The sequence below is a fragment of the Sphingomonas sp. 22176 genome, from assembly GCF_052045505.1.
In the GTDB taxonomy this organism is placed as follows: Bacteria; Pseudomonadota; Alphaproteobacteria; order Sphingomonadales; family Sphingomonadaceae; genus Sphingomonas.
On sequence record NZ_JBQEPL010000003.1, the window covers coordinates 284763 to 305836 of the forward strand.

The window sequence follows — 21074 nt, forward strand, 5'->3', positions numbered from 1 at the left end:
TCGAGGGTGCGATTATGGCGCGGGGGCATCCAGATGGGCGCCCAATACCGGGGCGAGCGCCGCGAATACGGTGCGGACCAGCAGGTCGTGATCCATTCGCAGATAATGGCCGCCGGGCAGGGTGATGCGGCGGACGTTGGGCGCGAGCAGAGTAGGGCACAGGCTGTCGGTTTCGTCTTGCCCACGGATGCAGGTGACCGGCAGCCAGTCGAGCGACCGCGCTGAGGCGGCGTCGGCATCGGGCGTGCCGACATAGGCGAAACCCAGCGGGTCGGCGCGGAAATAGGCGTCGCTGCCGGGCACGACGAGCACCAGCGCGGCGACTTGGGCACGCAGCGCTGGGGGAAGCGACGCCAGCGCCACCCGCGCCATGTCGGCGCCGAAGGACTGGCCGATGACGACCACCTTAGCCGCGCCCGAGCGGCGGCGCGTCTCCTGGATCGCATGGGTGAGCAGCGCCAGCACTTCGGCATGGCTGTGGCGCCGGGCAAAGGCGGTTGAGCTCGCCACCGCATAGACCGGCACCCCGGCTCCGGCGAGCGCCTCGACCACATAGGAACCCATACCGTAGCGCAGCCCCATGTCCCCCGACAGGAACACCGCGGCGACTGGCATGGTGCGGGGCTGTTCGGGCATGCCGTAGAGATGGACCGGGTTGCGATCGAGGAAGCCGGCGCTCCAATAGATGCCGAAAGCGATCGCGACGATCAGCGCGACGAGGGCGGCGGCCCAGCGCTTCCAGGCGAGACGGCGGGTGCGGGGGGAGGGTGTCGCCATCGTTACGCCTTATGCTCCGGGAGATGAAGGGCGGCTGAAGGGGGGGCGTGTCTCACCGAGACCAACATCTGTTCTGGAATCCCTCCACCCCCAACCCTCCTCCCAGGAGGAGGGGCTTAAGAAAGGTCAAAACTTGTTCCGCCCGGCGCGAATCTCGGCCCGCGCGGTGAACAGTGCCCGCGCGCCTGCGGCGACGTCGCGCATCACCACGACTGCCTTGTCGCCGGCCTCGAGCCGCTCGTCGCGGGCGGGGCGGGGGATCGAACGGCCGTCGGCGCGGTCGATCTGGACGAGGAACACGCTGCCCTCGGCGCGGCGTTCGGCTTCCTCGACGCTCAGCCCGGCCATGGCGGAGCCCTTCGCGACTTCGATCAGCTCCACCTCCAGCCCCAGCGCACCCAATTCGCGCCGCAGCCGCGCCAGTTCGGCCTCGCCCTGGACGTGCTCGCGGTGCGGATAGAGGATCATCCGCGCCATCGCCTCGGCGCCGATATGGGTGGGGAAGACGACGCGATCGGCGCCGGCATGGATCAGCTTGCGCTCGGTGGTCGGCGCCTCGCCGCGGGCGATGATCTCCAGACCCGCATTGAGGTTGCGGGCGCTGAGCGTGATGAACACGTTCGCCGCGTCGTCGGGCAGCACCGTCGCCAGCGCGCGGGCGCGCTGGATGCCCGCGGCGATCAGCACTTCCTCCTCGGTCGCGTCGCCGGCGAGGGTGCACAGCCCCGCCGCCTCGGCCTCGGCGCGGCGTTCGGGGCCGCGCTCGATCACCACCACCGGCACGGCTGCGCGGGAGAGGTCACGGGCGAGCATCACCCCGATCCGGCCATAGCCGCAGATCACGACATGGTCGGCGAGCTTGTCGATGCGGCTCTGCATGCGGGTTGCTCCGAAAATACTCTGCAATTGCAGCACGGTGAAGAACTGGACGAGCGCGCTGGTGAGCAGGATCATGCCGGTGCAGCCCAGCACCATCGTGCCCATGGTCAGCGCGTGGAGATAGGGGGTGTCGATCGGGCGGATCTCGCCATAGCCGACGGTGTAGATGGTCAGCACGACCATGTAGCTCGCGTCGGAGAAGCTCCAGCCCGCCGCCATGTAGCCGATCGTCGCCAGCACCGCGACCGCGAGCACGAACAGCAGGATCGAAACAAGGTTGCGCACGGGCGAGCCGAGCACTTGTTCCGCTTCTGAAAGAATCCCCCGCATTGCGTTGATAAGGACACGCGAAACCCCGCTTGTCCATCGGGGTTTGCCCGCAGCGGCAACCGCGAGGCGCATGCGAACGTTTAGCCTGAATTGGATATTAAGGATCGGGAGAGGCTGCATGCGGGAATGGGTGTTCGGAGTTGCCGCGTTGTTCGCCGCGCCTGCCATGGCGCAGGCCCCTAGCCCCAAGCCGCCGATCGACCTCAACATCCTCCATGCCCAGGTGATCCTCGACCATCTCGGCTTCGGACCCGGCATCCTCGACGGGCGCGCAGGCCAGTCGTTGACTGCCGCTGTGCGCGGGCTGCAGGAAGCTCGTGGGCTGAAGGTCACCGGCGTGATCGACCCGGCGACGCTGGCGGTGCTCCACCAATATCGCGCGCTGCGGCCGGTGCGGACGCTCGCAGTCGGCGCGACGACGATGCAGGGGCCGTTCGTCGATCCTATCCCCAAGGATCTTGACCAGCAGGCCAAGCTGAAGATGCTCGGCTATCGCAATCCGCTCGAGAAGTTGGCCGAGATGTTTCATACATCGTCTGAAGTTATCACGGCGCTCAACCCCGGGGTGACGACGGTCAAGACCGGCACGATGCTGCGGCTGCCCAACGCGCTGCCGGGCTCGCGCGCCTATCCGACGGACTGGAAGCCCGAATGGCGCCAGACGCTGAACATGCTCAACGTCGATCCGCGCCAGCCCCAGGCCGATCATATCGTCGTCGACAAGTCCGAGGGCGTGCTGAAAGTGTATGGCGCGGGCAACCGGCTGGTCGCGCAGTTCAGCGCCACGATGGGGAGCGAGCATGATCCGCTGCCGATCGGTCGCTGGACAATCAATGGTGTAGATACCAACCCTAAGTTTCATTATAATCCGAAGCTGTTCTGGGACGCGAAGAAGGGCGACGATCCGGCGATGCTGCCGCCGGGGCCGAACGGGCCGGTGGGTGTGGTGTGGATCGACCTGTCCAAGGACCATTACGGCATCCATGGCACCCCGGAGCCGCAGACGATCGGCCGCACCGAAAGCCATGGCTGCATCCGCCTGACCAACTGGGATGCGGCCCGCGTCGCGCTGATGGTGAAGCCGGGCACCCCGGCACTCTTCCAGGAATAGTCCCGTGCGGCGCTTCGGCCTGATCGCGGGGCTGGTGATGGTGGCGCTGCTCGCGCTGCTAGTGTCACGCGTGCGCTTCCTGCCAGCGGGGCAAGCGCCCCGGACGCAAGCGGCACCGGCGACGCAGCCAGCCGCGGCGCCGGTCGCCTCAGGGTTGATCATCCCGGTGCAGGGCGTCCCTGCTACGGCGCTCAGCGACAATTGGGGTGAACCCCGCGGCGACGGCACCCGAGAGCACCACGCGATCGACATTCTCGCGCCCAAGGGCACCCCGGTGCTCGCCGCTGCGTCGGGCACGGTCGAGAAGCAGTTCGAGAGCGATCTCGGCGGCCATACGCTCTATGTCCGGACGTCCGATGGTGGGACGGTGCACTATTACGCGCACCTCGACACCATTGCCGTTCCGGAGGGCGCGGCCGTGCGCCAGGGCCAGCCGATCGGCACCGTCGGCACCAGTGGAAGCGCCGATGGCGGGGCGCCGCACCTCCATTTCGAGGTCAAACGCATGGCGCCGGGCGAGGGCTGGTGGCAGGGCACCAACGTCGATCCCTATCCGCTGCTTGCGGGAAAGCCCGGGCGGAGCTAAAGGGCCCCGCTCAGCTCTTTCTCACATACAGGCACGATCCATGAAGATCAGCGGCGTGGACATCCGTCCCGGCAACATCATCGAATATGAGGGCGGCATCTGGCGCGCCGTCAAGATTCAGCATACCCAGCCCGGCAAGGGCGGTGCCTATATGCAGGTCGAACTCAAGAACCTGCGCGACGGCCGCAAGAACAACGTCCGCTTCCGCTCGGCCGAGACCGTGGAGCGCGTGCGCCTCGACACCAAGGATTTCCAGTTCCTGTATCCTGAAGGCGACATGCTCGTGTTCATGGACAAGGAAACCTATGACCAGACCACGCTGCCGCGCGACCTGCTCGGCGACGCTGCCGCCTTCCTGCAGGACGGCATGGACGTGGTGATGGAGCTCTATGACGAAGAGGCGATCAGCGTCCAGCTGCCCGACACGATCGAAGCGACGATCGTCGAGGCCGACGCGGTGGTGAAGGGCCAGACGGCCTCCTCCTCGTACAAGCCCGCCGTGCTCGACAACGGCGTGCGCGTGATGGTGCCGCCGCATATCGGCAGCGGCACGCGCATCGTCGTCGACGTGTACGAGCAGACCTACGTCCGCCGCGCGGACTGATCTGCCGGCTTCGGCCGAACATGCTAAGGGAAGGGGACGGCAGGCCTGCGTCCCCTTTTCCCGTTTTCAGGTCAGGCCTTCCTTAGTCCCCCGCAGCAGCGGCAGGGAGAGAGATTGATATGGCAGCCTTTTCCGGCCTTCTCACCGTCATGGACCGTGCCGCACGCAAGGCGGCCCCCCGCCTGCGTCGCGACTTCAACGAGGTCACGCACCTGCAGGTCAGCCGCAAGGGCCCGGCCGATTTCGTGAGCATGGCCGACAAGCGCGCCGAGCAGACGCTGATCGAGGAACTGCGCAAGGCGCGACCCGATTGGCGCATCCTGGCCGAAGAGGGCGGCGAGCTGCCGGGCGATCCGGACAAGCCGCGCTTCATCGTCGACCCGCTCGATGGCACGACCAACTTCCTCCACGGCATCCCGCATTTCTCGATCGCGATCGCGGTCGAGGACCCGAACGGCAGCCAGGGCAAGTCCGAGATCACCCATGGCCTGATCTACCAGCCGCTCACCGACGAGAGCTTCTGGGCCGAGAAGGGCCGCGGCGCCTGGCTGCAGGACCAGCGGCTGCGCGTCTCGGCACGGCGGGACCTGTCCGAGGCGCTGATCGCGACCGGCATCCCGTTCATGGGCCATGGCAATTTCGCCGAGTGGAGCCGCATCTTCGGTGCGGTGGCACCGGAAGTGGCGGGCATCCGCCGGCTCGGCTCGGCCGCGCTCGACCTCGCCTGGGTCGCCGCGGGTCGCTTCGACGGCTATTGGGAATCGGACCTGAAGCCCTGGGATGTCGCGGCGGGCATGCTGCTCGTCAAGGAAGCCGGCGGCTTCGTCACCGACTATCGCGGCCAGGACATGGCGATGCAGCGCAACCAGTTCCTCGCCGCCAATGACGGGCTGCACTCCAAGCTTCACAAGCTGGTCGCCAACGCGCTGCGCTGAGGCTGTAAGTACGACTACGGAGCCGGGAAATTAACTGTATTTCCCGACCGTTTACGAGAGCTTGCGGCCTATAAGGTCCTTAAAACGCTTTCGGCTATCCAGCCGAGCGATATAGGACAGTTGGCGCATGAACATGGAAGCGGGCGGTCTCGGCAAGGGGCGTCGGGGAGAGGCATCGGACGAGGCGTTCTGCCATGACGTGGGCTCGGTGCTCGATCGCCTCTATGCGGTGGCCGAGTTCAGCCCCGACGGCATCCTGACCCGCGCCAACCAGCATTTCCTCGACGCGATGGGCTGCGTGCTCGAGACCGTCGTCGGCGAGCATCACCGCTTCTTCTGCGACGAGGACTATGCCGCCAGTCCGGCCTACACGGCGTTCTGGGATCGTCTGCGTGCCGGCGAGACGATGGAGGAGACCGCCCGCCGCAACGGCTGCGAGGGCAAGGATGCCTGGATCGCCGGTCAATACGCCCCGGTGAAGGACGCCAAGGGCGCGGTGAAGAGCATCGTGCTGATCGCCCGCGACGTGCGCGGCGCGCAGATCGAGGCGGCGCTGAACCGCAGCGTGCTCAACGCCTTCAGCCGCGCCACCGCGATGATCGAGTTCGATCTCTCGGGCCGCGTGCTCAGCGCCAACGAGAATTTCTGCGACCTGCTCGGCTACAAGGTCGAGGACGTGATCGGCCAGCATCACCGCATCTTCTGCACCGCCGACTATGCGCGCTCGCCCGCCTATCGCCAATTCTGGGAACGGCTGGGCCGCGGCGAGTTCGACGGCGGCCTGTACAAGCGCGTCGCCAAGGACGGCAGCGATCGCTGGATCCAGGCGACCTACAACCCGATCCTCGACCACCAGGGCCTGCCGGTGAAGGTCGTCAAGTTCGCCATGGACGTGACCAAGCAGCAAATCGACACCGCCGAGGCGGCGGGCAAGCTTGCCGCGATCGACCGCTCGACCGCGGTCATCGAATTCGACACCAACGGCTATGTCGTCGCCGCCAACGACATGTTCCTGCAGACGATGGGCTATGACCGCAGCGAGCTGATCGGCAAGCACCACCGCACCTGCTGCGACCCGGACTATGTGAAGGGCGAGGAATACAACAACTTCTGGCGTGCGCTGGCAGCGGGTGAATATCAGGCCGGGATCTTCCCACGGATCGGCAAGGACGGCCGCCGCGTCTGGATCCGCGCCACCTACAATCCGATCGTCGATGCCGACGGCAAGCTGATCAAGGTGGTGAAATACGCCTATGACATCACCGAGCAGAAGCAGCGCGCCGCCGATGCCGAGGGCAAGGTCGCCGCGATCAGCCGCGCGCAGGCGGTGATCGAGTTCACCCCCGAGGGCACGGTCCTAGAGGCGAACGACAATTTTCTGAGCGCCACGGGCTATCGCCGTGAGGACGTGATCGGAAAGCACCACAAGATGTTCTGCGATGCCGAGCTGGTGAACTCGCAGGAATATACGCGCTTCTGGGCGGACCTGGCGCATGGCGAATATACCGCCGGGGATTTCCGCCGCCGCAACAAGGCGGGCGAGGAGATCTGGCTCAACGCGACCTACAACCCGATCTTCGACGGCCTCGGCAACGTCGTGAAGGTGGTCAAGTTCGCCCACGACATTACCGAGCGCAAGAAGGCCGCGATCGAGGGCAAGAGCCGCGCCCAGGCGGTCGACCGCAGCCTCGCGACGATCGAGTTCAGCCTCGAGGGCGAAATCCTGACCGCGAACGAGAACTTCCTCTCGACCATGGGCTATACCCTGCGCGAGATCCAGGGGCGCCACCATTCGATGTTCGTCGATCCGGCGCACCTAAAGTCGAAGGAATATGGCGACTTCTGGCGCGCGCTCGGCCGCGGCGAGGGCCATAGCGGTCGCTTCCACCGGATCGGCAAATACGATCGCGACGTGTTCATCCAGGCGAGCTACTCGCCCGTGTTCGATCTGCAGGGAAATCCGTCGCGGGTGATCAAATATGCCTATGACGTCACCGACCAGGTGATGCTCGAGCGCAAGATCGCAGCGAAGACCGAGCAGATGCAGGGCGTCGTCGGTGATCTCTCCGACGCGATCAAGACGATCAGCGAAGGCGCCTGCAGTGCGACCGGGCTCGCCAGCGAGACCCAGGCGGCGGCGGATCGCGGGACCACCGCGATCGAGGGCACGATCGAATCGATGGAGCTGATGTCGGCGTCGTCGAAGAAGATCGCCAGCATCGTCGACGTGATCGGCGACCTGGCCGGCCAGACCAACCTGCTCGCCTTCAACGCCGCGATCGAGGCGGCCCGTGCCGGCGAGCACGGCGTCGGATTCTCGATCGTTGCCGAAGAGGTGCGCAAGCTCGCCGAGCGCAGCGCCTCGGCTGCCGAGGAGATCAACCGACTGATCGGCGAATCGAGCGAGCGTGTGGCGCAGGGCACCGACCGGTCCCGCTCGGCGCGCGATGCTTTCGAGGCGATCGCCGGCTGCGTCGACAAGACCACCGGCGCGATCTCCGGCATCGCCCAGTCGGTCGGCGCCCAGCGCGAGACCTCGCGCCAGGTGGTGGCGATGATCGACGAGCTCGCGACCTCCACGCACAGCAAGATCTGAGCGGGGCGATGGGGATCGAGCTCACCGCACCGGTCGGCGAGGCGGGGCGGCGCCATATCGATGTCGGCCTGCTCCGGCTATGCGGGATCGAACTGGCCATACCGGTCGACTGGGTACGCGAAGTCGTGCCCTGTGCGGCGGCGATGGGGCCGTGTTTCGGCAGCCATCCGGCGCTGATCGGCTCGATCGGGGTGCGCGGCGACGTGATCCCGGTGGTCGACGTCACCGTGCTGCTCGGCTTTGGCGAGCGGACCGGCACGGGCGGGACGATCGTGGTGCTGCGCAAGGACGACGTGCTGCTCGGCCTCCGGATCGATACCGTCTCCGGCCTGTACCGGATCCCGGTGTCGGCGGTGCGCGAACTGGTCGACTCGGGCGGGGCGGCGCGGCTGGTCGATCGCGCCTTCGTCCGCGAGGAGCATCTCGTCGGCATTCTCGATCCCGAGGCGCTGTTCGCGATGCCCGGGCTGCCGCTGGTGCGCTGCCATGCGCGCGAAGGGGACAGCGCTGCCCTCTCCCGCGCGCGGCCCTTCGTGCTCGTCACCGTGGCTGGAGTCGATATCGCGATCGACAGCCATCTGGTGGAAAGCACCGCGCCGGCGGTCAGCCTGCGCCGCTGCGCCGTTCCGGCGCCCGGCTGGGCGCGCAACGTGATATATCTCGGCCGCGAGGTCCGCGTCTTCGACCAGCTCGCGACGCTGGGACTCGATGGTGCGACTCCGGAAGAATCGCCCGGTCCGGTGATCCTGCTGCGCATCGCGCCGGACAAACTGGTCGGGTGGCATGTCGAAAGCGTGCGCAGTGTCGCCCGTATTCCGGACGAAAAGTTCGGCCCGGTCCCGGAAGGGCTTGCCGAAAGGAGCGCGTTGTTCGCGGGCATCGCGACCGACCCGGCCGGGGGTCAGAACCTCGTGCTCGACAGCGAGGCTGTCCGCGCCGATCCGGCGATCAAGGCAATGGCGGCCCTGTGCCGTGCGCCGGCACAGGCAGACGGCAGAACGGCCAGCATCGCTCGCGAAGGTGCTGCATCCAACAGCGCCTTCCTGATCTTCGATACCGGCGCGCGCCTGCTCGCCACGCCCCTCGATGCGATCCGCGAGGTGGTACCGTTTCGCGGGCTTTCCTCGCGAGTCGAGGACTATTCGGGGCTGTGCGGGCTCACCGATCACCGCGGTGCGCCGATCTCGGTCTATGGCGTCGAACCAAGCTTGCAGCCCGAAGACGCGAAGCTGCTGATCATCGCCCGCCACCAGGAGGGGCAGGGGGCTCGCGGCTTCCTTGCCCAGCGGCTGGCGACGATCCTCAACGCCCCCGCGCTCCCTGTCCCTGGGGGAAGCCCGGGCGCGCGTTTCGTGCCCGCAACGATCGATGGAACCGCGCATTCCATCCGAATTCATACGCTTGGCTGAAGCCCCGCCGGACGCGTTCAGCCGGGCTTAACAATTGCGAATGATTCTCAGCGGTTCCAGGCCTTGCCGCACCGGGATCATGGTCCTAGAAGCCGCTCAAGATTCCGCAGTCGCGAGAAGAGAAGGCCATTGGTCGACCTGTCACAATATCTGCCGATCCTGATATTCCTCGGGATCGCCCTGTTGCTCTCGGGCACGTTCGTGTTCCTGCCGATGGCGGTTTCGCGCCTCACCGGCACGAACAAGCCGTCGCCGGAAAAGCTCACCGAATATGAGTGCGGCTTCCCCGCCTTCGAGGATTCGCGCAGCCAGTTCGACGTGCGCTTCTACCTCGTCGCGATCCTGTTCATCGTGTTCGATCTCGAAGCCGCGTTCCTCTACCCCTGGGCGGTGAGCGTGTTCAAACTGGGCTGGACCGCCTGGTTCTCGATGATGATCTTTGTCGCCGAGCTGGCGCTCGGCCTTGTTTACGCGTGGAAGAAGGGAGCCCTGGAATGGGAGTAGAGCTTTCGTCGGCGCCTCCGGCCGGTACGCTCCCGGACGTCGGCTTCCTCAACGACATCAATGCCGAGATTTCGGACAAGGGTTTCCTGGTCACCTCCACCGAGGAGCTGTTCCAGTGGGCCCGTACCGGCTCGCTGTGGTGGATGACCTTCGGTCTGGCGTGCTGCGCGGTGGAGATGATTCACGTCAACATGCCGCGCTACGACATGGAGCGTTTCGGCGCCGCGCCGCGCGCTTCCCCGCGTCAGTCGGACGTGATGATCGTCGCGGGCACGTTGTGCAACAAGATGGCCCCGGCGCTGCGCCGGGTCTATGACCAGATGTCGGAACCGAAATACGTGATTTCGATGGGCAGCTGCGCCAATGGCGGCGGCTACTACCACTATAGCTACAGCGTCGTGCGCGGCTGCGATCGCGTGGTGCCCGTGGACATCTACGTCCCCGGCTGCCCGCCGACCGCCGAGGCGCTGCTCTACGGCGTGATGCAGCTGCAGCGGAAGATCCGCCGCATCGGGAGCCTGGACCGGTGAGGGCGCCGGCTCCCCGCTATGCCGCAAACGACGGCGTGATCGAGGCGGCCAAGGCCGCGCTCGGCGACATGCTGGTCGAGGCGAAGGATGCCGTGGGCGAGGTGTCGCTCACCGTAGTCCGCGAGAAGCTGTGCGACGCGATGATCGCGCTGCGCGACACGCCGGGGCTGGAATACCAGCAGCTCAGCGAGATCGCCGGTGTCGACTATCCGCAGCGCGCCGAGCGCTTCGACGTCGTCTACCAGCTGCTGTCGTTCACCCGGAACCACCGTATCCGCGTCCGCGTCACCACCGACGAGGAAAAGCCGGTGCCGAGCGTGACCGACATCTGGCCGGTCGCCGGCTGGCTCGAGCGCGAGACGTACGACATGTACGGCGTGCTGTTCTCGGGCAATGACGACCTCCGTCGCATCCTGACCGATTACGGGTTCCAGGGCCATCCGCTGCGCAAGGACTTCCCGATGACCGGGTATGTCGAAGTGCGCTACTCGGAAGAGGCAAAGCGCGTGGTCTATGAGCCGGTCAGCCTGGCCCAGGACTTCCGCAATTTCGACTTCATGAGCCCGTGGGAAGGCGCCAAGTACGTGCTTCCGGGCGACGAGAAGGCGCCGCAGCCCGAGGCAAAGGGTGCACCCACGCCGGCCAAGGCAGGCGAGGTGGCCAAGGCCGACGCCGCTGCCGCGAAGAGCGAGCCGGCGCAGGGCAAGGACACCAAGACCACGGAAAGCCCGGCCCAGACCGGCGCCGGTCAGCCGCACCCGGGCAACCAGCCCGGCGAGAAGCCCAAGGATCCGGACGTCGTCCCGACCAAGGGCGAAGGGCATAACAAATGAGCGATACCGTCGACAAGATCATGGAACGCGATATCGACCCGGCCACGGGCGATACCTCGATCGCGAACTACACGATCAACTTCGGCCCGCAGCATCCCGCGGCGCACGGCGTGCTCCGTCTCGTCACCGAGCTGGACGGCGAGATCATCGAGCGCATCGATCCGCATGTCGGCCTGCTCCACCGCGGCACCGAGAAGCTGATCGAGTACAAGACCTATACCCAGGCGCTGCCGTACTTCGATCGCTTTGATTACTGCTCGCCGCTGGCGATGGAGCACAGCTATGTGCTCGCGGTCGAGAAGCTGCTCGATCTTGAGGTGCCGCTGCGTGGCCAGTATCTGCGCGTGCTGTTCGCCGAGCTGACCCGCATCTGCAATCACATGCTGAACCTCGGTTCGCACGTCATGGACGTCGGCGCGATGACGCCGAACCTGTGGATGTTCGAGGTCCGCGAGGACTGCCTGAACTTCTTCGAGCGGGCTTCGGGTGCGCGCATGCACTCGAACTATTACCGCGTCGGCGGGGTTCGCCAGGACGTGCCGGTCAAGCTGCTCAACGACATCGCGGAATGGCTCGACACGCGCCTGCCGCGGCTGTTCGGCGACGCGATCAGCCTGGTCGCCGAGAACCGCATCTTCAAGCAGCGCAACGTCGACATCGCGACGGTGAGCCGCGAGGACGCGATCAAGTGGGGCTTCTCCGGCCCGATGATCCGCGCCGCCGGCATTCCGTGGGACATCCGCCGTTCGCAGCCCTATGACGTGTACGATCGCGTCGACTTCGAGATCCCGGTCGGCACCCGCGGCGATTGCTATGATCGCTTCATGGTCCGCGTCGAGGAAGTCTACCAGTCGGCCCGCATCATCAAGCAGTGCATCCAGGACATGCCGGAAGGCCCGGTCCTGACGCTCGACCGCAAGGTCGGTGCGCCGAAGCGCGGCGAGATGAAGCAGTCGATGGAAGCGCTGATCCATCACTTCAAGCTCTTCACCGAAGGCTATCACGTGCCGGCGGGCGAAGTGTATGTCGCGACCGAAAGCCCCAAGGGCGAGTTCGGCGTGTATCTGGTGTCGGACGGCACCAACAAACCCTATCGCTGCAAGGTGCGCCCGACCGCGTTCAGCCACCTGCAGGCGATGGACTTCATGTCCAAGGGGCACATGCTGGCGGACATCACCGCCATCCTGGGCGCCATGGATATCGTTTTCGGTGAATGTGACCGCTGATGGCTGACGCTCCTCAACTCCCCGACGAAGCCGAAGTGCGCGCGCGCTGGGGCGCTTTCGCCTGGACGCCGGCCAATGCCGAGAAGGCGCGCGAGATCATGTCCCGCTATCCGGCGGGCCGCCAGATGTCGTGCACCATCCCGTTCCTCGATCTGGCGCAGCGCCAGGTGGGTGCCGAGACGAACACCCAGGGCTGGCTGCCGGTTCCGGTGATCGAGTTCGTCGCCCGCCAGCTCGACATGCCGTATATCCGCGTGTTCGAGGTCGCCACCTTCTACACCATGTTCAACCTGGTGCCGGTCGGCCGCTACCATGTGCAGGTCTGCGGCACGACGCCGTGCATGCTGCGCGGGTCGGACGACGTGATGGCCGCGTGCAAGTCGCGCGGGCTGAAGAAGGGCCACACTACCGCGGACGGGCTGTTCACGCTCACCGAGGTAGAGTGCATGGGCAATTGCGCGTCGGCGCCAATGGTGCAGATCAACGACGACAATTTCGAAGATCTCGACTATGATCGCACGCTCGCGATCCTCGACGCGCTGGCCAAGGGCGAGAGCCCCAAGACCGGCACGCAGGAGCCGGGCCGTCACACCGTCGAGCCGCTCGGCGGACCGACGACGCTCACCGCGATGGTGGGCGAGAACCATGACTATCGGGGTGAATGGTGATGCGGGGCAACAGCCTCATCGTCACCATCCTGGCCATCATCGGCGCCATCGTCGTGCTCGGCTGGGTGCTCAAGATTGCATTTCACTTGATCGGGACGCTCGTCCTGATCGGTCTGGCCGTAGTCTTCTATCTGTTCGTACAGAAGCTGGTCGGGAAGGGACGCTAAGGTGCTTCAGGACAAGGACCGCATCTTCACCAATCTCTACGGCTACCAGTCGTGGCATCTCGATGCCGCGCGGGCGCGTGGGGCGTGGGATAACACCAAGGCGCTGCTGGAGCTGGGCCAGGATACCATCATCGACCGCATCAAGGCCTCGGGCCTGCGCGGGCGTGGCGGTGCCGGCTTCCCGACGGGCATGAAGTGGAGCTTCATGCCGAAGAACCCGACGCCCGAGCGTCCGAGCTTCCTCGTCATCAACGCCGACGAGTCCGAACCGGGTTCGTGCAAGGACCGCGAGATCATCCGCCACGATCCGCATCTGCTGATCGAAGGCGCGCTGGTCGCGGGCTTCGCGATGCGCGCGCGTGCGGCGTATATCTACATCCGCGGCGAATATATCCGCGAGGCCGAGACGCTGTTCGCAGCGGTCGCCGAGGCCTATGCCGCCGGGCTGGTGGGCAAGAATGCCTGCGGTTCGGGCTATGACTTCGACGTCTTCGTCCATCGCGGCGCCGGCGCGTATATCTGCGGCGAAGAGACCGCGATGATCGAGAGCCTGGAAGGCAAGAAGGGCCAGCCGCGCCTCAAGCCGCCGTTCCCGGCGGGTGCCGGCCTCTATGGTTGCCCGACCACGGTCAACAACGTCGAGTCGATCGCGGTCGCCCCGACCATCCTGCGTCGCAGCCCCGAATGGTTCGCCAGCTTCGGCAACGAGAACAACAAGGGCACCAAGCTCTTCCAGATTTCGGGCCATGTGAACAATCCGTGCGTGGTCGAAGAGGCCATGTCGATCTCGTTCCGCGAACTGATCGAGAAGCATTGCGGCGGCATCCGCGGCGGGTGGGACAATCTGCTCGCGGTGATCCCGGGCGGCTCGTCGGTGCCGCTGGTGCCGGCAGCCCAGATCATGGACTGCGCGATGGATTTCGACGGCCTCAAGGCGGTCGGCTCGGGCCTCGGCACCGCAGCGGTCATCGTGATGGACAAGTCGACCGACATCGTTCGTGCGATCAGCCGCATCAGCTATTTCTACAAGCATGAGAGCTGCGGCCAGTGCACGCCGTGCCGCGAAGGCACCGGCTGGATGTGGCGCGTGATGGAGCGGATGCGCACCGGCGACGCCGACATTAGCGAGATCGACACGCTGCAGCAGGTGACCAAGCAGGTCGAAGGCCACACCATCTGCGCCCTGGGCGACGCGGCCGCCTGGCCGATCCAGGGCCTGATCAAGCATTTCCGCCCGGAAATGGAGCGCCGTATCAACGAGCGCCGTTCGGGCGGCCTCGAAACCATGCAAGAGGCGGCAGAGTAATGCCCAAGCTCAAGGTTGACGGAATCGAAGTCGAGGTGCCGCAGGGCGCCACCGTGCTCCAGGCCTGCGAGGCTGCGGGCAAGGAGATTCCGCGTTTCTGCTATCATGAACGGCTGAGCATCGCCGGCAATTGCCGCATGTGCCTGGTCGAGGTGAAGCCCGGACCGCCCAAGCCGCAGGCTTCGTGCGCGCTGCCGGCCGCCGACAATCAGGAAGTCCGCACCGACAGCCCGATGGTGAAGGCCGCGCGCGAAGGCGTGATGGAATTCCTGCTGATCAACCACCCGCTCGATTGCCCGATCTGCGATCAGGGCGGCGAGTGCGACCTGCAGGACCAGTCGGTCGCCTATGGTCGCGGCCAGTCGCGCTATGAGGAAAACAAGCGCGCGGTCACCGAGAAATATATGGGCCCCATCATCAAGACGGTGATGACCCGCTGCATCCAGTGCACCCGTTGCGTCCGCTTCGGCGAGGAAGTGGCCGGGGTGGAGGATATCGGCGCGATCTATCGCGGCGAGAACATGCAGATCACGACCTATCTCGAAAAGGCGTTCAAGAGCGAGCTTTCGGGCAATGTCGCGGACCTGTGCCCGGTCGGCGCGCTGACCCACAAGCCGGTCGCGTTCGAATATCGCCCCTGGGAGCTCAAGCGGAACCTGTCGATCGACGTCATGGACGCGGTCGGCACCAACATCCGCCTCGACAGCCGCGGCCGTCAGGTGATGCGCGTCCTGCCGCGCATCAACGAGGACGTGAACGAGGAGTGGGCGCACGACAAGACCCGCTACCATGTCGACGCGCTGGTCCGCCGCCGTCTCGACCGCCCGTTCGTCCGCAAGGACGGCAAGCTGGTCCCGGCGACGTGGGAAGAAGCGTTCGACGCGATCGCGGGCGTGGCAGCGACTGCCGGTTCTAGCGTCGCGGCGATCGCCGGCGACCTGCTCGATGCCGAGACCATGTATGCCGCCAAGGCGCTGGTGAAGGCGTTCGGTTCGGACCTGCTCGAAGGCCGCCAGACCGGCATGGCCTATGACACGTCGAGCCTCTCGGCAGTGGCGTTCAACACCACCATCGCGGCGCTCGAAGACGCCGATGCGATCCTGCTGGTCGGCACCAACCTGCGCTGGGAAGCGCCGCTGGTGAACACCCGCGTGCGAAAGGCAATCAAGCGCGGCGCCAAGGTGTTCGCGATCGGACCGCAGGTGGACCTGACCTACAAGGTCGAGTGGCTGGGTGACGATCTGGGGCTGCTCAACAGCCTGCCGGAAAACCTCGCCCAGGCGATCGACAATGCCAAGAAGCCGGCGCTGATCCTCGGCCCGGGTGCTCTGAAGAACGGCCATGGCGGCGCGCTCGCGATCGCGGGTGCGTTCCAGCGCGCCGCGACCGAGACCGAGGCGGCATGGAACGGCTTCAACGTTGTCCACACCGCGGCGGCGCGGATGGCCGGCCTGATGCTCGGCTATGCGCAGAAGGGCGGCATTGCCGACATCGTCGCGGCATCGCCGAAGCTCGCCTTCTTCCTGGGCGCCGACGAGGTGGACTTTTCCAAGTTCGCCGGCAGCTTCAAGGTCTATATCGGCCATCATGGCGACCAGGGCGCGCATCATGCGGATGTGATCCTGCCGGGCGCCACCTATGCCGAGAAGCCGGGCACCTATGTGAACCTGGAAGGCCGCGTGCAGCGCGCCGATCGCGCGGTGTTCGCACCGGGCGAAGCGCGCGAGGATTGGACGATCCTGCGCGCGCTTTCCGAAAAGCTCGGCCGCACGCTGCCGTTCGACAGCTTCGACGAACTGCGCGCCGCGATGGCGAGCGAGGTTCCGGCGCTCGGCCAGGAAGGTCTCGCCGAGTTCGCGTGGAACCCGCCGTCGCTTGCCAGCCAGGCTTCGGGTCCGGTGACTTATCCGGTCGCCGACTTCTATCTCACCAACGCCATCTGCCGTGCGTCGCCGACGATGCAGCGCTGCTCGGCCGAACTGCTCCATGGCGAAGACTTCGCAGAGGCCGCAGAATGACCTCCTGGTTCACCTATCTCGGCCTGCCCTTCGAGCTGGCCTGGACCGTCGCCACGGTCATCGACATCCTCGTCATCGCGCTGCCGGTGATGCTGGGTGTCGCCATGATCATCTATGCCGATCGCAAGATCTGGGCGGCGATGGCGCTGCGCCGCGGCCCGAATGTCGTCGGCCCGCTCGGCCTGATGCAGTCCTTCGCCGACGGCCTGAAGGTGTTCCTGCAGGAAACCATCGTGCCGTCGGGCGCGAACAAGGGCCTGTTCCTGCTCGCGCCGATCATCACCTTCACGGTCGCGCTGATCGTGTGGGCGGTGGTGCCGTTCCAGGCGGGTGTCGCGCTGTCGAACATCAATGTCGGCCTGCTCTACGTGCTCGCGGCCTCGTCGCTGGGCGTGTACGGCATCATCCTCGCCGGCTGGTCGTCCAACTCGAAGTACCCGTTCTACTCGGCGATCCGCGCGGCCGCGCAGATGGTGAGCTACGAAGTCTCGATCGGCTTCGTGCTGATTTCGGTCGTGCTCTGGGCCGGCTCGTTCAATCTCGGCGCGATCGTCGAGATGCAGAAGGGCTATTACGGCTTCGTCAACGGCAACTTCGTCAATCCGCTGCTCTTCCCGATGGCGATCGTGTTCTTCATCTCGTCGCTTGCCGAGACGCAGCGCGCGCCGTTCGACTTGACCGAAGCGGAGTCGGAGCTGGTCGCGGGCTATCAGACCGAATATTCGTCGATGGCCTTCGCGCTCTACTGGCTCGGTGAGTATGCCAACGTCATCCTGATGTGCGCGCTCAACGCGACGCTGTTCTGGGGCGGCTATCTCCCGCCGTTCGACTGGGCGCCGCTCTATGCCGTGCCGGGCATTCTCTGGCTCTTCGCCAAGATGCTGTTCTTCTTCTTCTGCTTCAGCTGGGTGAAGGCCACCGTCCCGCGCTATCGCTACGATCAGCTGATGCGCCTGGGCTGGAAGATCTTCCTGCCGCTGTCGCTTCTCTTCGTCTTCCTCGTTTCCGGGTATCTCATGCTGACCCGGGTTGGAGTGCCCGCATGAGCGTCGGTAGTTTCATTCGCACCTGGACTCTGTGGGAGTTCGTGAAGGCGCATGCCCTGACCTTGAAGTATTTCTTCAAGCCCAAGGCGACTATCAACTATCCGTACGAGAAGAACCCGCTCTCGCCCCGCTTCCGCGGCGAGCATGCGCTGCGCCGCTATCCCAATGGGGAAGAGCGCTGCATCGCGTGCAAGCTGTGCGAGGCGGTGTGCCCGGCGCTGGCGATCACGATCGAGGCCGAACCGCGCGACGACGGCAGCCGCCGCACGACGCGCTACGACATCGACATGACCAAGTGCATCTATTGCGGCCTGTGCCAGGAAGCGTGCCCGGTCGATGCGATCGTCGAGGGGCCGAATTTCGAATTTTCTACCGAAACGCGGGAAGAGCTGATTTATCAGAAGGATAAGCTGCTCGCGAACGGCGATCGCTGGGAACGCGCCATCGCGGCGAACCTTGCCGCCGACGCGCCGTACCGTTAAGCGCCGCACCATTCAAAGGGGCCATCCGATTCCGTGATCCAGCTTCTCGCCTTTTACCTGTTCGCGATCATCGTGTGCGTCTCCGGCGCATGCACGATCCTGTCGCGTAACCCGGTACATTCCGTCCTGTGGCTCATCCTGGCGTTCTTCAACGCCGCGGGCCTGATGGTGCTCGTGGGCGCCGAATTCATCGCCATGCTGCTGGTGATCGTCTATGTCGGCGCGGTCGCGGTGCTCTTCCTGTTCGTCGTGATGATGCTCGACATCGACTTCACCGAGCTCCGCGCGGGCGTGATGAAATATGCCGCCGTCGGAGCGCTGCTGGCGCTGGCGCTGGTCGCCGAGATCATCGTCGCGGTGGGCGCCTGGAGCGCCGGCGCGCTGGCGCTCGGCCGCCGCGTCGCCCCAGTGGCGGACGGTGTGCCGAACATCGAGGCGATCGGTGCGCTGCTCTACACGCGCTATCTGTTCGTGTTCGAAGGCGCCGGCCTGGTGCTGCTCGTCGCGATGATCGGTGCGATCGTGCTGACCTACCGCAAGCGCAGCGACGTGCGGCCGCAGAACATTGCGCGCCAGAATGCCCGCCGCGCCAAGGATGCCACCCGCAACATGAACCCGGCAGTCGGGCAGGGGATGGATCTGTGATCACGCTCACCCATTATCTGGTCGTCTCGGCCATCCTGTTCACCATGGGGGTGCTCGGCATCTTCATGAACCGGAAGAACCTGATCGTCATCCTGATGGCGATCGAGCTCATCCTGCTCAGCGTGAACCTCAATTTCGTCGCCTTCTCGTCGTTCCTGCACGACCTGGTGGGCCAGGTGTTCGCGATGTTCGTGCTGACCGTCGCCGCCGGTGAGGCCGCGATCGGCCTTGCCATCCTGGTCATCTATTTCCGCGGTCGCGGCACGATTTCGGTCGACGACGTCAATCGGATGAAGGGCTGATGTCGTCCATTCTGATCATCGTATTCCTGCCGCTCCTCGCGGCAGCCGTTGCGGGGCTCGTGAACAAATCGTTCGGCGCCGCGCTGCCCAAGATCCTCACCACGGGCTCGCTGTTCGTGGCGTGCGGCCTTTCCTGGCCGATCTTCCTCTCGTACCTCAGCGGCTCGGCCGCCCCGACGGTTACGCCGGTGCTGCACTGGATGACCTCGGGCACGATGAGCTTCGCCTGGGAACTGCGCGTCGACGCGCTGACCGCAGTGATGCTCGTGGTGGTCACCAGCGTCTCGGCGCTCGTCCACCTCTATAGCTGGGGCTATATGAGCGAAGAGCCGGATCAGCCGCGCTTCTTCGCCTATCTCTCGCTGTTCACCTTCGCGATGCTGATGCTCGTGACCGCGAACAACCTGGTGCAGATGTTCTTCGGCTGGGAAGGCGTGGGTCTCGCGTCGTACCTCCTGATCGGCTTCTGGTTCCGCAAGCCCAGCGCCAATGCCGCCGCGATCAAGGCCTTCGTGGTCAACCGCGTCGGCGACCTTGGCTTCATGCTCGGCATCTTCGGCGTGTTCCTGGTGTTCGGCACCGTCGACATCCCGACGATCCTGGCGGCGGCGCCGAACCATGCCGGTTCGACGATCGGCTTCCTCGGCCACCGCTTCGACACGATCACCGTGCTCTGCTTGCTGCTGTTCGTCGGCGCGATGGGCAAGTCGGCGCAGCTCGGCCTGCACACCTGGTTGCCGGACGCGATGGAAGGCCCGACCCCGGTGTCGGCGCTGATCCACGCCGCGACCATGGTGACCGCGGGCGTGTTCATGGTCTGCCGCATGTCGCCGCTGTTCGAGCAGAGCGCAGTCGCGATGCACGTCGTGATGGTGATCGGCGCGGCTACCTGCTTCTTCGCCGCCACCGTCGGCACGACGCAGACCGACATCAAGCGCGTGATCGCCTATTCGACCTGTTCGCAGCTCGGTTATATGTTCTTCGCGGCGGGTTGCGGCGCGTTTGGCGCGGCGATGTTCCACCTGTTCACGCACGCCTTCTTCAAGGCGCTGCTGTTCCTCGGCGCCGGCTCGGTGATCCATGCGATGCACCACGAGCAGGACATGCGCTACTATGGCGGCCTCTGGAAGAAGATCCCGATCACCTACACGGCGATGATGGCGGGCACGCTTGCGATCACCGGCGTCGGCATCCCCGCGCTGTTCGGCAACCCGGTGGCGTTCGGCTTCGCCGGCTTCCACTCGAAGGACGCGATCATCGAGGCGGCCTTCGCGTCGGGCAACACCGGCGTGTTCTGGGTCGGCGTGGTCGTCGCGCTGCTGACGAGCTTCTACTCGTGGCGCGTGGTGTTCCTGACCTTCCACGGCAAGCCGCGCTGGGCCGCTTCCGAGCACATCCAGCACGCGGTGCATGACGCGCACGGCCATGGTCGTGACGATCATGCGCACGACACGCACGGCCATGGCAGCGCGCATGCCAATGCGCCGGCGCAGGAAGATGCGGGTCACACCCCGCACGGCACCCATGCGCTGCACGAGCATGAGGCCGAGGGCACGGCGGGCTATCACCCGCATGAGAGCCCGCTGGTCATGCTGATCCCGCTGATCCTGCTGTCGATCGGCGCAGTGCTTGCGGGCTTCGTCTTCCACGGTGCGTTCATCGAGCCGACCGCGGGCGAGACCTATTGGCACGGCGCGCTGGCCTTCAACGAGCACCTGATGCACGCGATGCATGAAGTGCCGGTGTGGGTGAAGCTTTCGGCCACGGTGGCGATGCTGCTGGGCCTGGGCACCGCGGTGTTCGCGTATATCGTTTCGCCGGGCTTCCCGGCGGCCTTCGCCGAGCAGGTGCGTCCGCTGTATCTGTTCCTGCTCAACAAGTGGTATTTCGACGAGCTCTACAATCTGCTCTTCGTGCGTCCCGCATTCGCCATCGGGCGGCTGTTCTGGAAGCGCGGCGACGAGCAGACGATCGACCGGTTCGGCCCCAATGGCGCGGCGCGCCTGGTGCAGTTCGGAAGCTTCGGGGCCGTCAAGCTGCAATCGGGGTATCTCTACACCTATGCCTTCGTCATGCTGATCGGGCTCACGGCCGCGCTCACCTGGGTCATTGCGAGGTGA

21 protein-coding genes are annotated in these 21074 nt (G+C 65.6%); 19 read left to right on the plus strand and 2 right to left on the minus strand.

The window, feature by feature from the left end:
- Positions 1 to 12: 12 nt before the first annotated feature.
- On the minus strand, positions 13 to 777 hold the full coding sequence (locus tag ACTJKY_RS13260; protein ID WP_440846615.1) for an AcvB/VirJ family lysyl-phosphatidylglycerol hydrolase: 765 nt from the start codon (positions 775 to 777) through the stop codon (positions 13 to 15).
- Between the two features lie 126 nt (positions 778 to 903).
- Positions 904 to 1956: a potassium channel family protein gene (locus ACTJKY_RS13265; RefSeq protein ID WP_440846616.1), complete on the minus strand. Its 1053-nt coding sequence runs from the start codon at positions 1954 to 1956 to the stop codon at positions 904 to 906.
- Positions 1957 to 2104: 148 nt separating this feature from the next.
- Between ACTJKY_RS13265 and ACTJKY_RS13270 the strand changes: the two genes are divergently transcribed.
- The 19 genes from ACTJKY_RS13270 to nuoL all read left to right on the plus strand — a co-directional run bounded on the left by ACTJKY_RS13270 (position 2105) and on the right by nuoL (position 21074).
- Complete coding sequence (locus ACTJKY_RS13270; protein WP_440846617.1) at positions 2105 to 3097, plus strand: L,D-transpeptidase family protein; 993 nt, start codon at positions 2105 to 2107, stop codon at positions 3095 to 3097.
- 4 nt (positions 3098 to 3101) lie between these two features.
- Positions 3102 to 3683, plus strand: a complete 582-nt coding sequence (locus ACTJKY_RS13275) for a M23 family metallopeptidase (protein WP_440846618.1) — start codon at positions 3102 to 3104, stop codon at positions 3681 to 3683.
- Between the two features lie 40 nt (positions 3684 to 3723).
- Positions 3724 to 4287 carry an elongation factor P gene (efp, locus tag ACTJKY_RS13280; RefSeq protein ID WP_313534918.1) on the plus strand — a complete coding sequence of 188 codons (564 nt, stop codon included), beginning with the start codon at positions 3724 to 3726 and terminating at the stop codon, positions 4285 to 4287.
- Positions 4288 to 4406: 119 nt separating this feature from the next.
- Entirely contained in the window at positions 4407 to 5222 is an 816-nt protein-coding gene (locus ACTJKY_RS13285) for an inositol monophosphatase family protein (RefSeq protein ID WP_440846619.1), read from the plus strand.
- 127 nt (positions 5223 to 5349) lie between these two features.
- Positions 5350 to 7818, plus strand: coding sequence for a methyl-accepting chemotaxis protein (locus tag ACTJKY_RS13290; protein WP_440846620.1), 2469 nt, complete (start codon positions 5350 to 5352; stop codon positions 7816 to 7818).
- Positions 7819 to 7826: 8 nt separating this feature from the next.
- Positions 7827 to 9227 (plus strand): chemotaxis protein CheW, encoded by a 1401-nt coding sequence (locus ACTJKY_RS13295; protein ID WP_440846621.1) that lies wholly within the window; start codon positions 7827 to 7829, stop codon positions 9225 to 9227.
- A gap of 129 nt (positions 9228 to 9356) precedes the next feature.
- Complete coding sequence (locus ACTJKY_RS13300) at positions 9357 to 9731, plus strand: NADH-quinone oxidoreductase subunit A (protein ID WP_440846622.1); 375 nt, start codon at positions 9357 to 9359, stop codon at positions 9729 to 9731.
- Positions 9722 to 10261 (plus strand): NuoB/complex I 20 kDa subunit family protein, encoded by a 540-nt coding sequence (locus tag ACTJKY_RS13305; protein WP_064312156.1) that lies wholly within the window; start codon positions 9722 to 9724, stop codon positions 10259 to 10261. The genes ACTJKY_RS13300 and ACTJKY_RS13305 overlap by 10 nt, the downstream gene beginning before the upstream one ends.
- Positions 10258 to 11094: an NADH-quinone oxidoreductase subunit C gene (locus tag ACTJKY_RS13310; RefSeq protein ID WP_440846623.1), complete on the plus strand. Its 837-nt coding sequence runs from the start codon at positions 10258 to 10260 to the stop codon at positions 11092 to 11094. The genes ACTJKY_RS13305 and ACTJKY_RS13310 overlap by 4 nt, the downstream gene beginning before the upstream one ends.
- Entirely contained in the window at positions 11091 to 12320 is a 1230-nt protein-coding gene (locus ACTJKY_RS13315; protein WP_440846624.1) for an NADH-quinone oxidoreductase subunit D, read from the plus strand. Before ACTJKY_RS13310 ends, ACTJKY_RS13315 begins: the two co-directional genes overlap by 4 nt.
- Positions 12320 to 12988, plus strand: a complete 669-nt coding sequence (locus tag ACTJKY_RS13320) for a complex I 24 kDa subunit family protein (protein WP_440846625.1) — start codon at positions 12320 to 12322, stop codon at positions 12986 to 12988. The genes ACTJKY_RS13315 and ACTJKY_RS13320 overlap by 1 nt, the downstream gene beginning before the upstream one ends.
- Entirely contained in the window at positions 12988 to 13155 is a 168-nt protein-coding gene (locus tag ACTJKY_RS13325) for a hypothetical protein (protein WP_440846626.1), read from the plus strand. Before ACTJKY_RS13320 ends, ACTJKY_RS13325 begins: the two co-directional genes overlap by 1 nt.
- A gap of 1 nt (position 13156) precedes the next feature.
- On the plus strand, positions 13157 to 14461 hold the full coding sequence (nuoF, locus tag ACTJKY_RS13330; RefSeq protein WP_440846627.1) for an NADH-quinone oxidoreductase subunit NuoF: 1305 nt from the start codon (positions 13157 to 13159) through the stop codon (positions 14459 to 14461).
- Complete coding sequence (gene nuoG, locus ACTJKY_RS13335; protein WP_440846628.1) at positions 14461 to 16479, plus strand: NADH-quinone oxidoreductase subunit NuoG; 2019 nt, start codon at positions 14461 to 14463, stop codon at positions 16477 to 16479. Before nuoF ends, nuoG begins: the two co-directional genes overlap by 1 nt.
- Positions 16476 to 17525 (plus strand): NADH-quinone oxidoreductase subunit NuoH, encoded by a 1050-nt coding sequence (gene nuoH / locus ACTJKY_RS13340; RefSeq protein WP_440846629.1) that lies wholly within the window; start codon positions 16476 to 16478, stop codon positions 17523 to 17525. The genes nuoG and nuoH overlap by 4 nt, the downstream gene beginning before the upstream one ends.
- The gene (gene nuoI, locus ACTJKY_RS13345) at positions 17522 to 18007 is read left to right on the plus strand and encodes an NADH-quinone oxidoreductase subunit NuoI (protein WP_066718225.1); all 486 of its coding nucleotides are present in this window, start codon (positions 17522 to 17524) and stop codon (positions 18005 to 18007) included. Before nuoH ends, nuoI begins: the two co-directional genes overlap by 4 nt.
- 33 nt (positions 18008 to 18040) lie before the next feature.
- Entirely contained in the window at positions 18041 to 18652 is a 612-nt protein-coding gene (locus ACTJKY_RS13350) for an NADH-quinone oxidoreductase subunit J (protein ID WP_440846630.1), read from the plus strand.
- Positions 18649 to 18954: an NADH-quinone oxidoreductase subunit NuoK gene (gene nuoK / locus ACTJKY_RS13355; RefSeq protein WP_116469538.1), complete on the plus strand. Its 306-nt coding sequence runs from the start codon at positions 18649 to 18651 to the stop codon at positions 18952 to 18954. The genes ACTJKY_RS13350 and nuoK overlap by 4 nt, the downstream gene beginning before the upstream one ends.
- Positions 18954 to 21074, plus strand: a complete 2121-nt coding sequence (gene nuoL / locus ACTJKY_RS13360) for an NADH-quinone oxidoreductase subunit L (RefSeq protein WP_440846631.1) — start codon at positions 18954 to 18956, stop codon at positions 21072 to 21074. Before nuoK ends, nuoL begins: the two co-directional genes overlap by 1 nt.

Excerpts from the sequence above, each read along its gene's own strand:
- ACTJKY_RS13260 (WP_440846615.1), bottom strand. The coding sequence starts at position 777 with ATGGCGACACCCTCCCCCCGCACCCGCCGTCTCGCCTGGAAGCGCTGG.
- ACTJKY_RS13270 (WP_440846617.1), top strand. The coding sequence starts at position 2,105 with ATGCGGGAATGGGTGTTCGGAGTTGCCGCGTTGTTCGCCGCGCCTGCC.
- efp (WP_313534918.1), top strand. The coding sequence starts at position 3,724 with ATGAAGATCAGCGGCGTGGACATCCGTCCCGGCAACATCATCGAATAT.
- ACTJKY_RS13285 (WP_440846619.1), top strand. The coding sequence starts at position 4,407 with ATGGCAGCCTTTTCCGGCCTTCTCACCGTCATGGACCGTGCCGCACGC.
- ACTJKY_RS13290 (WP_440846620.1), top strand. The coding sequence starts at position 5,350 with ATGAACATGGAAGCGGGCGGTCTCGGCAAGGGGCGTCGGGGAGAGGCA.
- ACTJKY_RS13295 (WP_440846621.1), top strand. The coding sequence starts at position 7,827 with ATGGGGATCGAGCTCACCGCACCGGTCGGCGAGGCGGGGCGGCGCCAT.
- ACTJKY_RS13305 (WP_064312156.1), top strand. The coding sequence starts at position 9,722 with ATGGGAGTAGAGCTTTCGTCGGCGCCTCCGGCCGGTACGCTCCCGGAC.
- ACTJKY_RS13315 (WP_440846624.1), top strand. The coding sequence starts at position 11,091 with ATGAGCGATACCGTCGACAAGATCATGGAACGCGATATCGACCCGGCC.
- ACTJKY_RS13320 (WP_440846625.1), top strand. The coding sequence starts at position 12,320 with ATGGCTGACGCTCCTCAACTCCCCGACGAAGCCGAAGTGCGCGCGCGC.
- ACTJKY_RS13325 (WP_440846626.1), top strand. The coding sequence starts at position 12,988 with ATGCGGGGCAACAGCCTCATCGTCACCATCCTGGCCATCATCGGCGCC.
- nuoG (WP_440846628.1), top strand. The coding sequence starts at position 14,461 with ATGCCCAAGCTCAAGGTTGACGGAATCGAAGTCGAGGTGCCGCAGGGC.
- nuoH (WP_440846629.1), top strand. The coding sequence starts at position 16,476 with ATGACCTCCTGGTTCACCTATCTCGGCCTGCCCTTCGAGCTGGCCTGG.
- nuoI (WP_066718225.1), top strand. The coding sequence starts at position 17,522 with ATGAGCGTCGGTAGTTTCATTCGCACCTGGACTCTGTGGGAGTTCGTG.
- nuoL (WP_440846631.1), top strand. The coding sequence starts at position 18,954 with ATGTCGTCCATTCTGATCATCGTATTCCTGCCGCTCCTCGCGGCAGCC.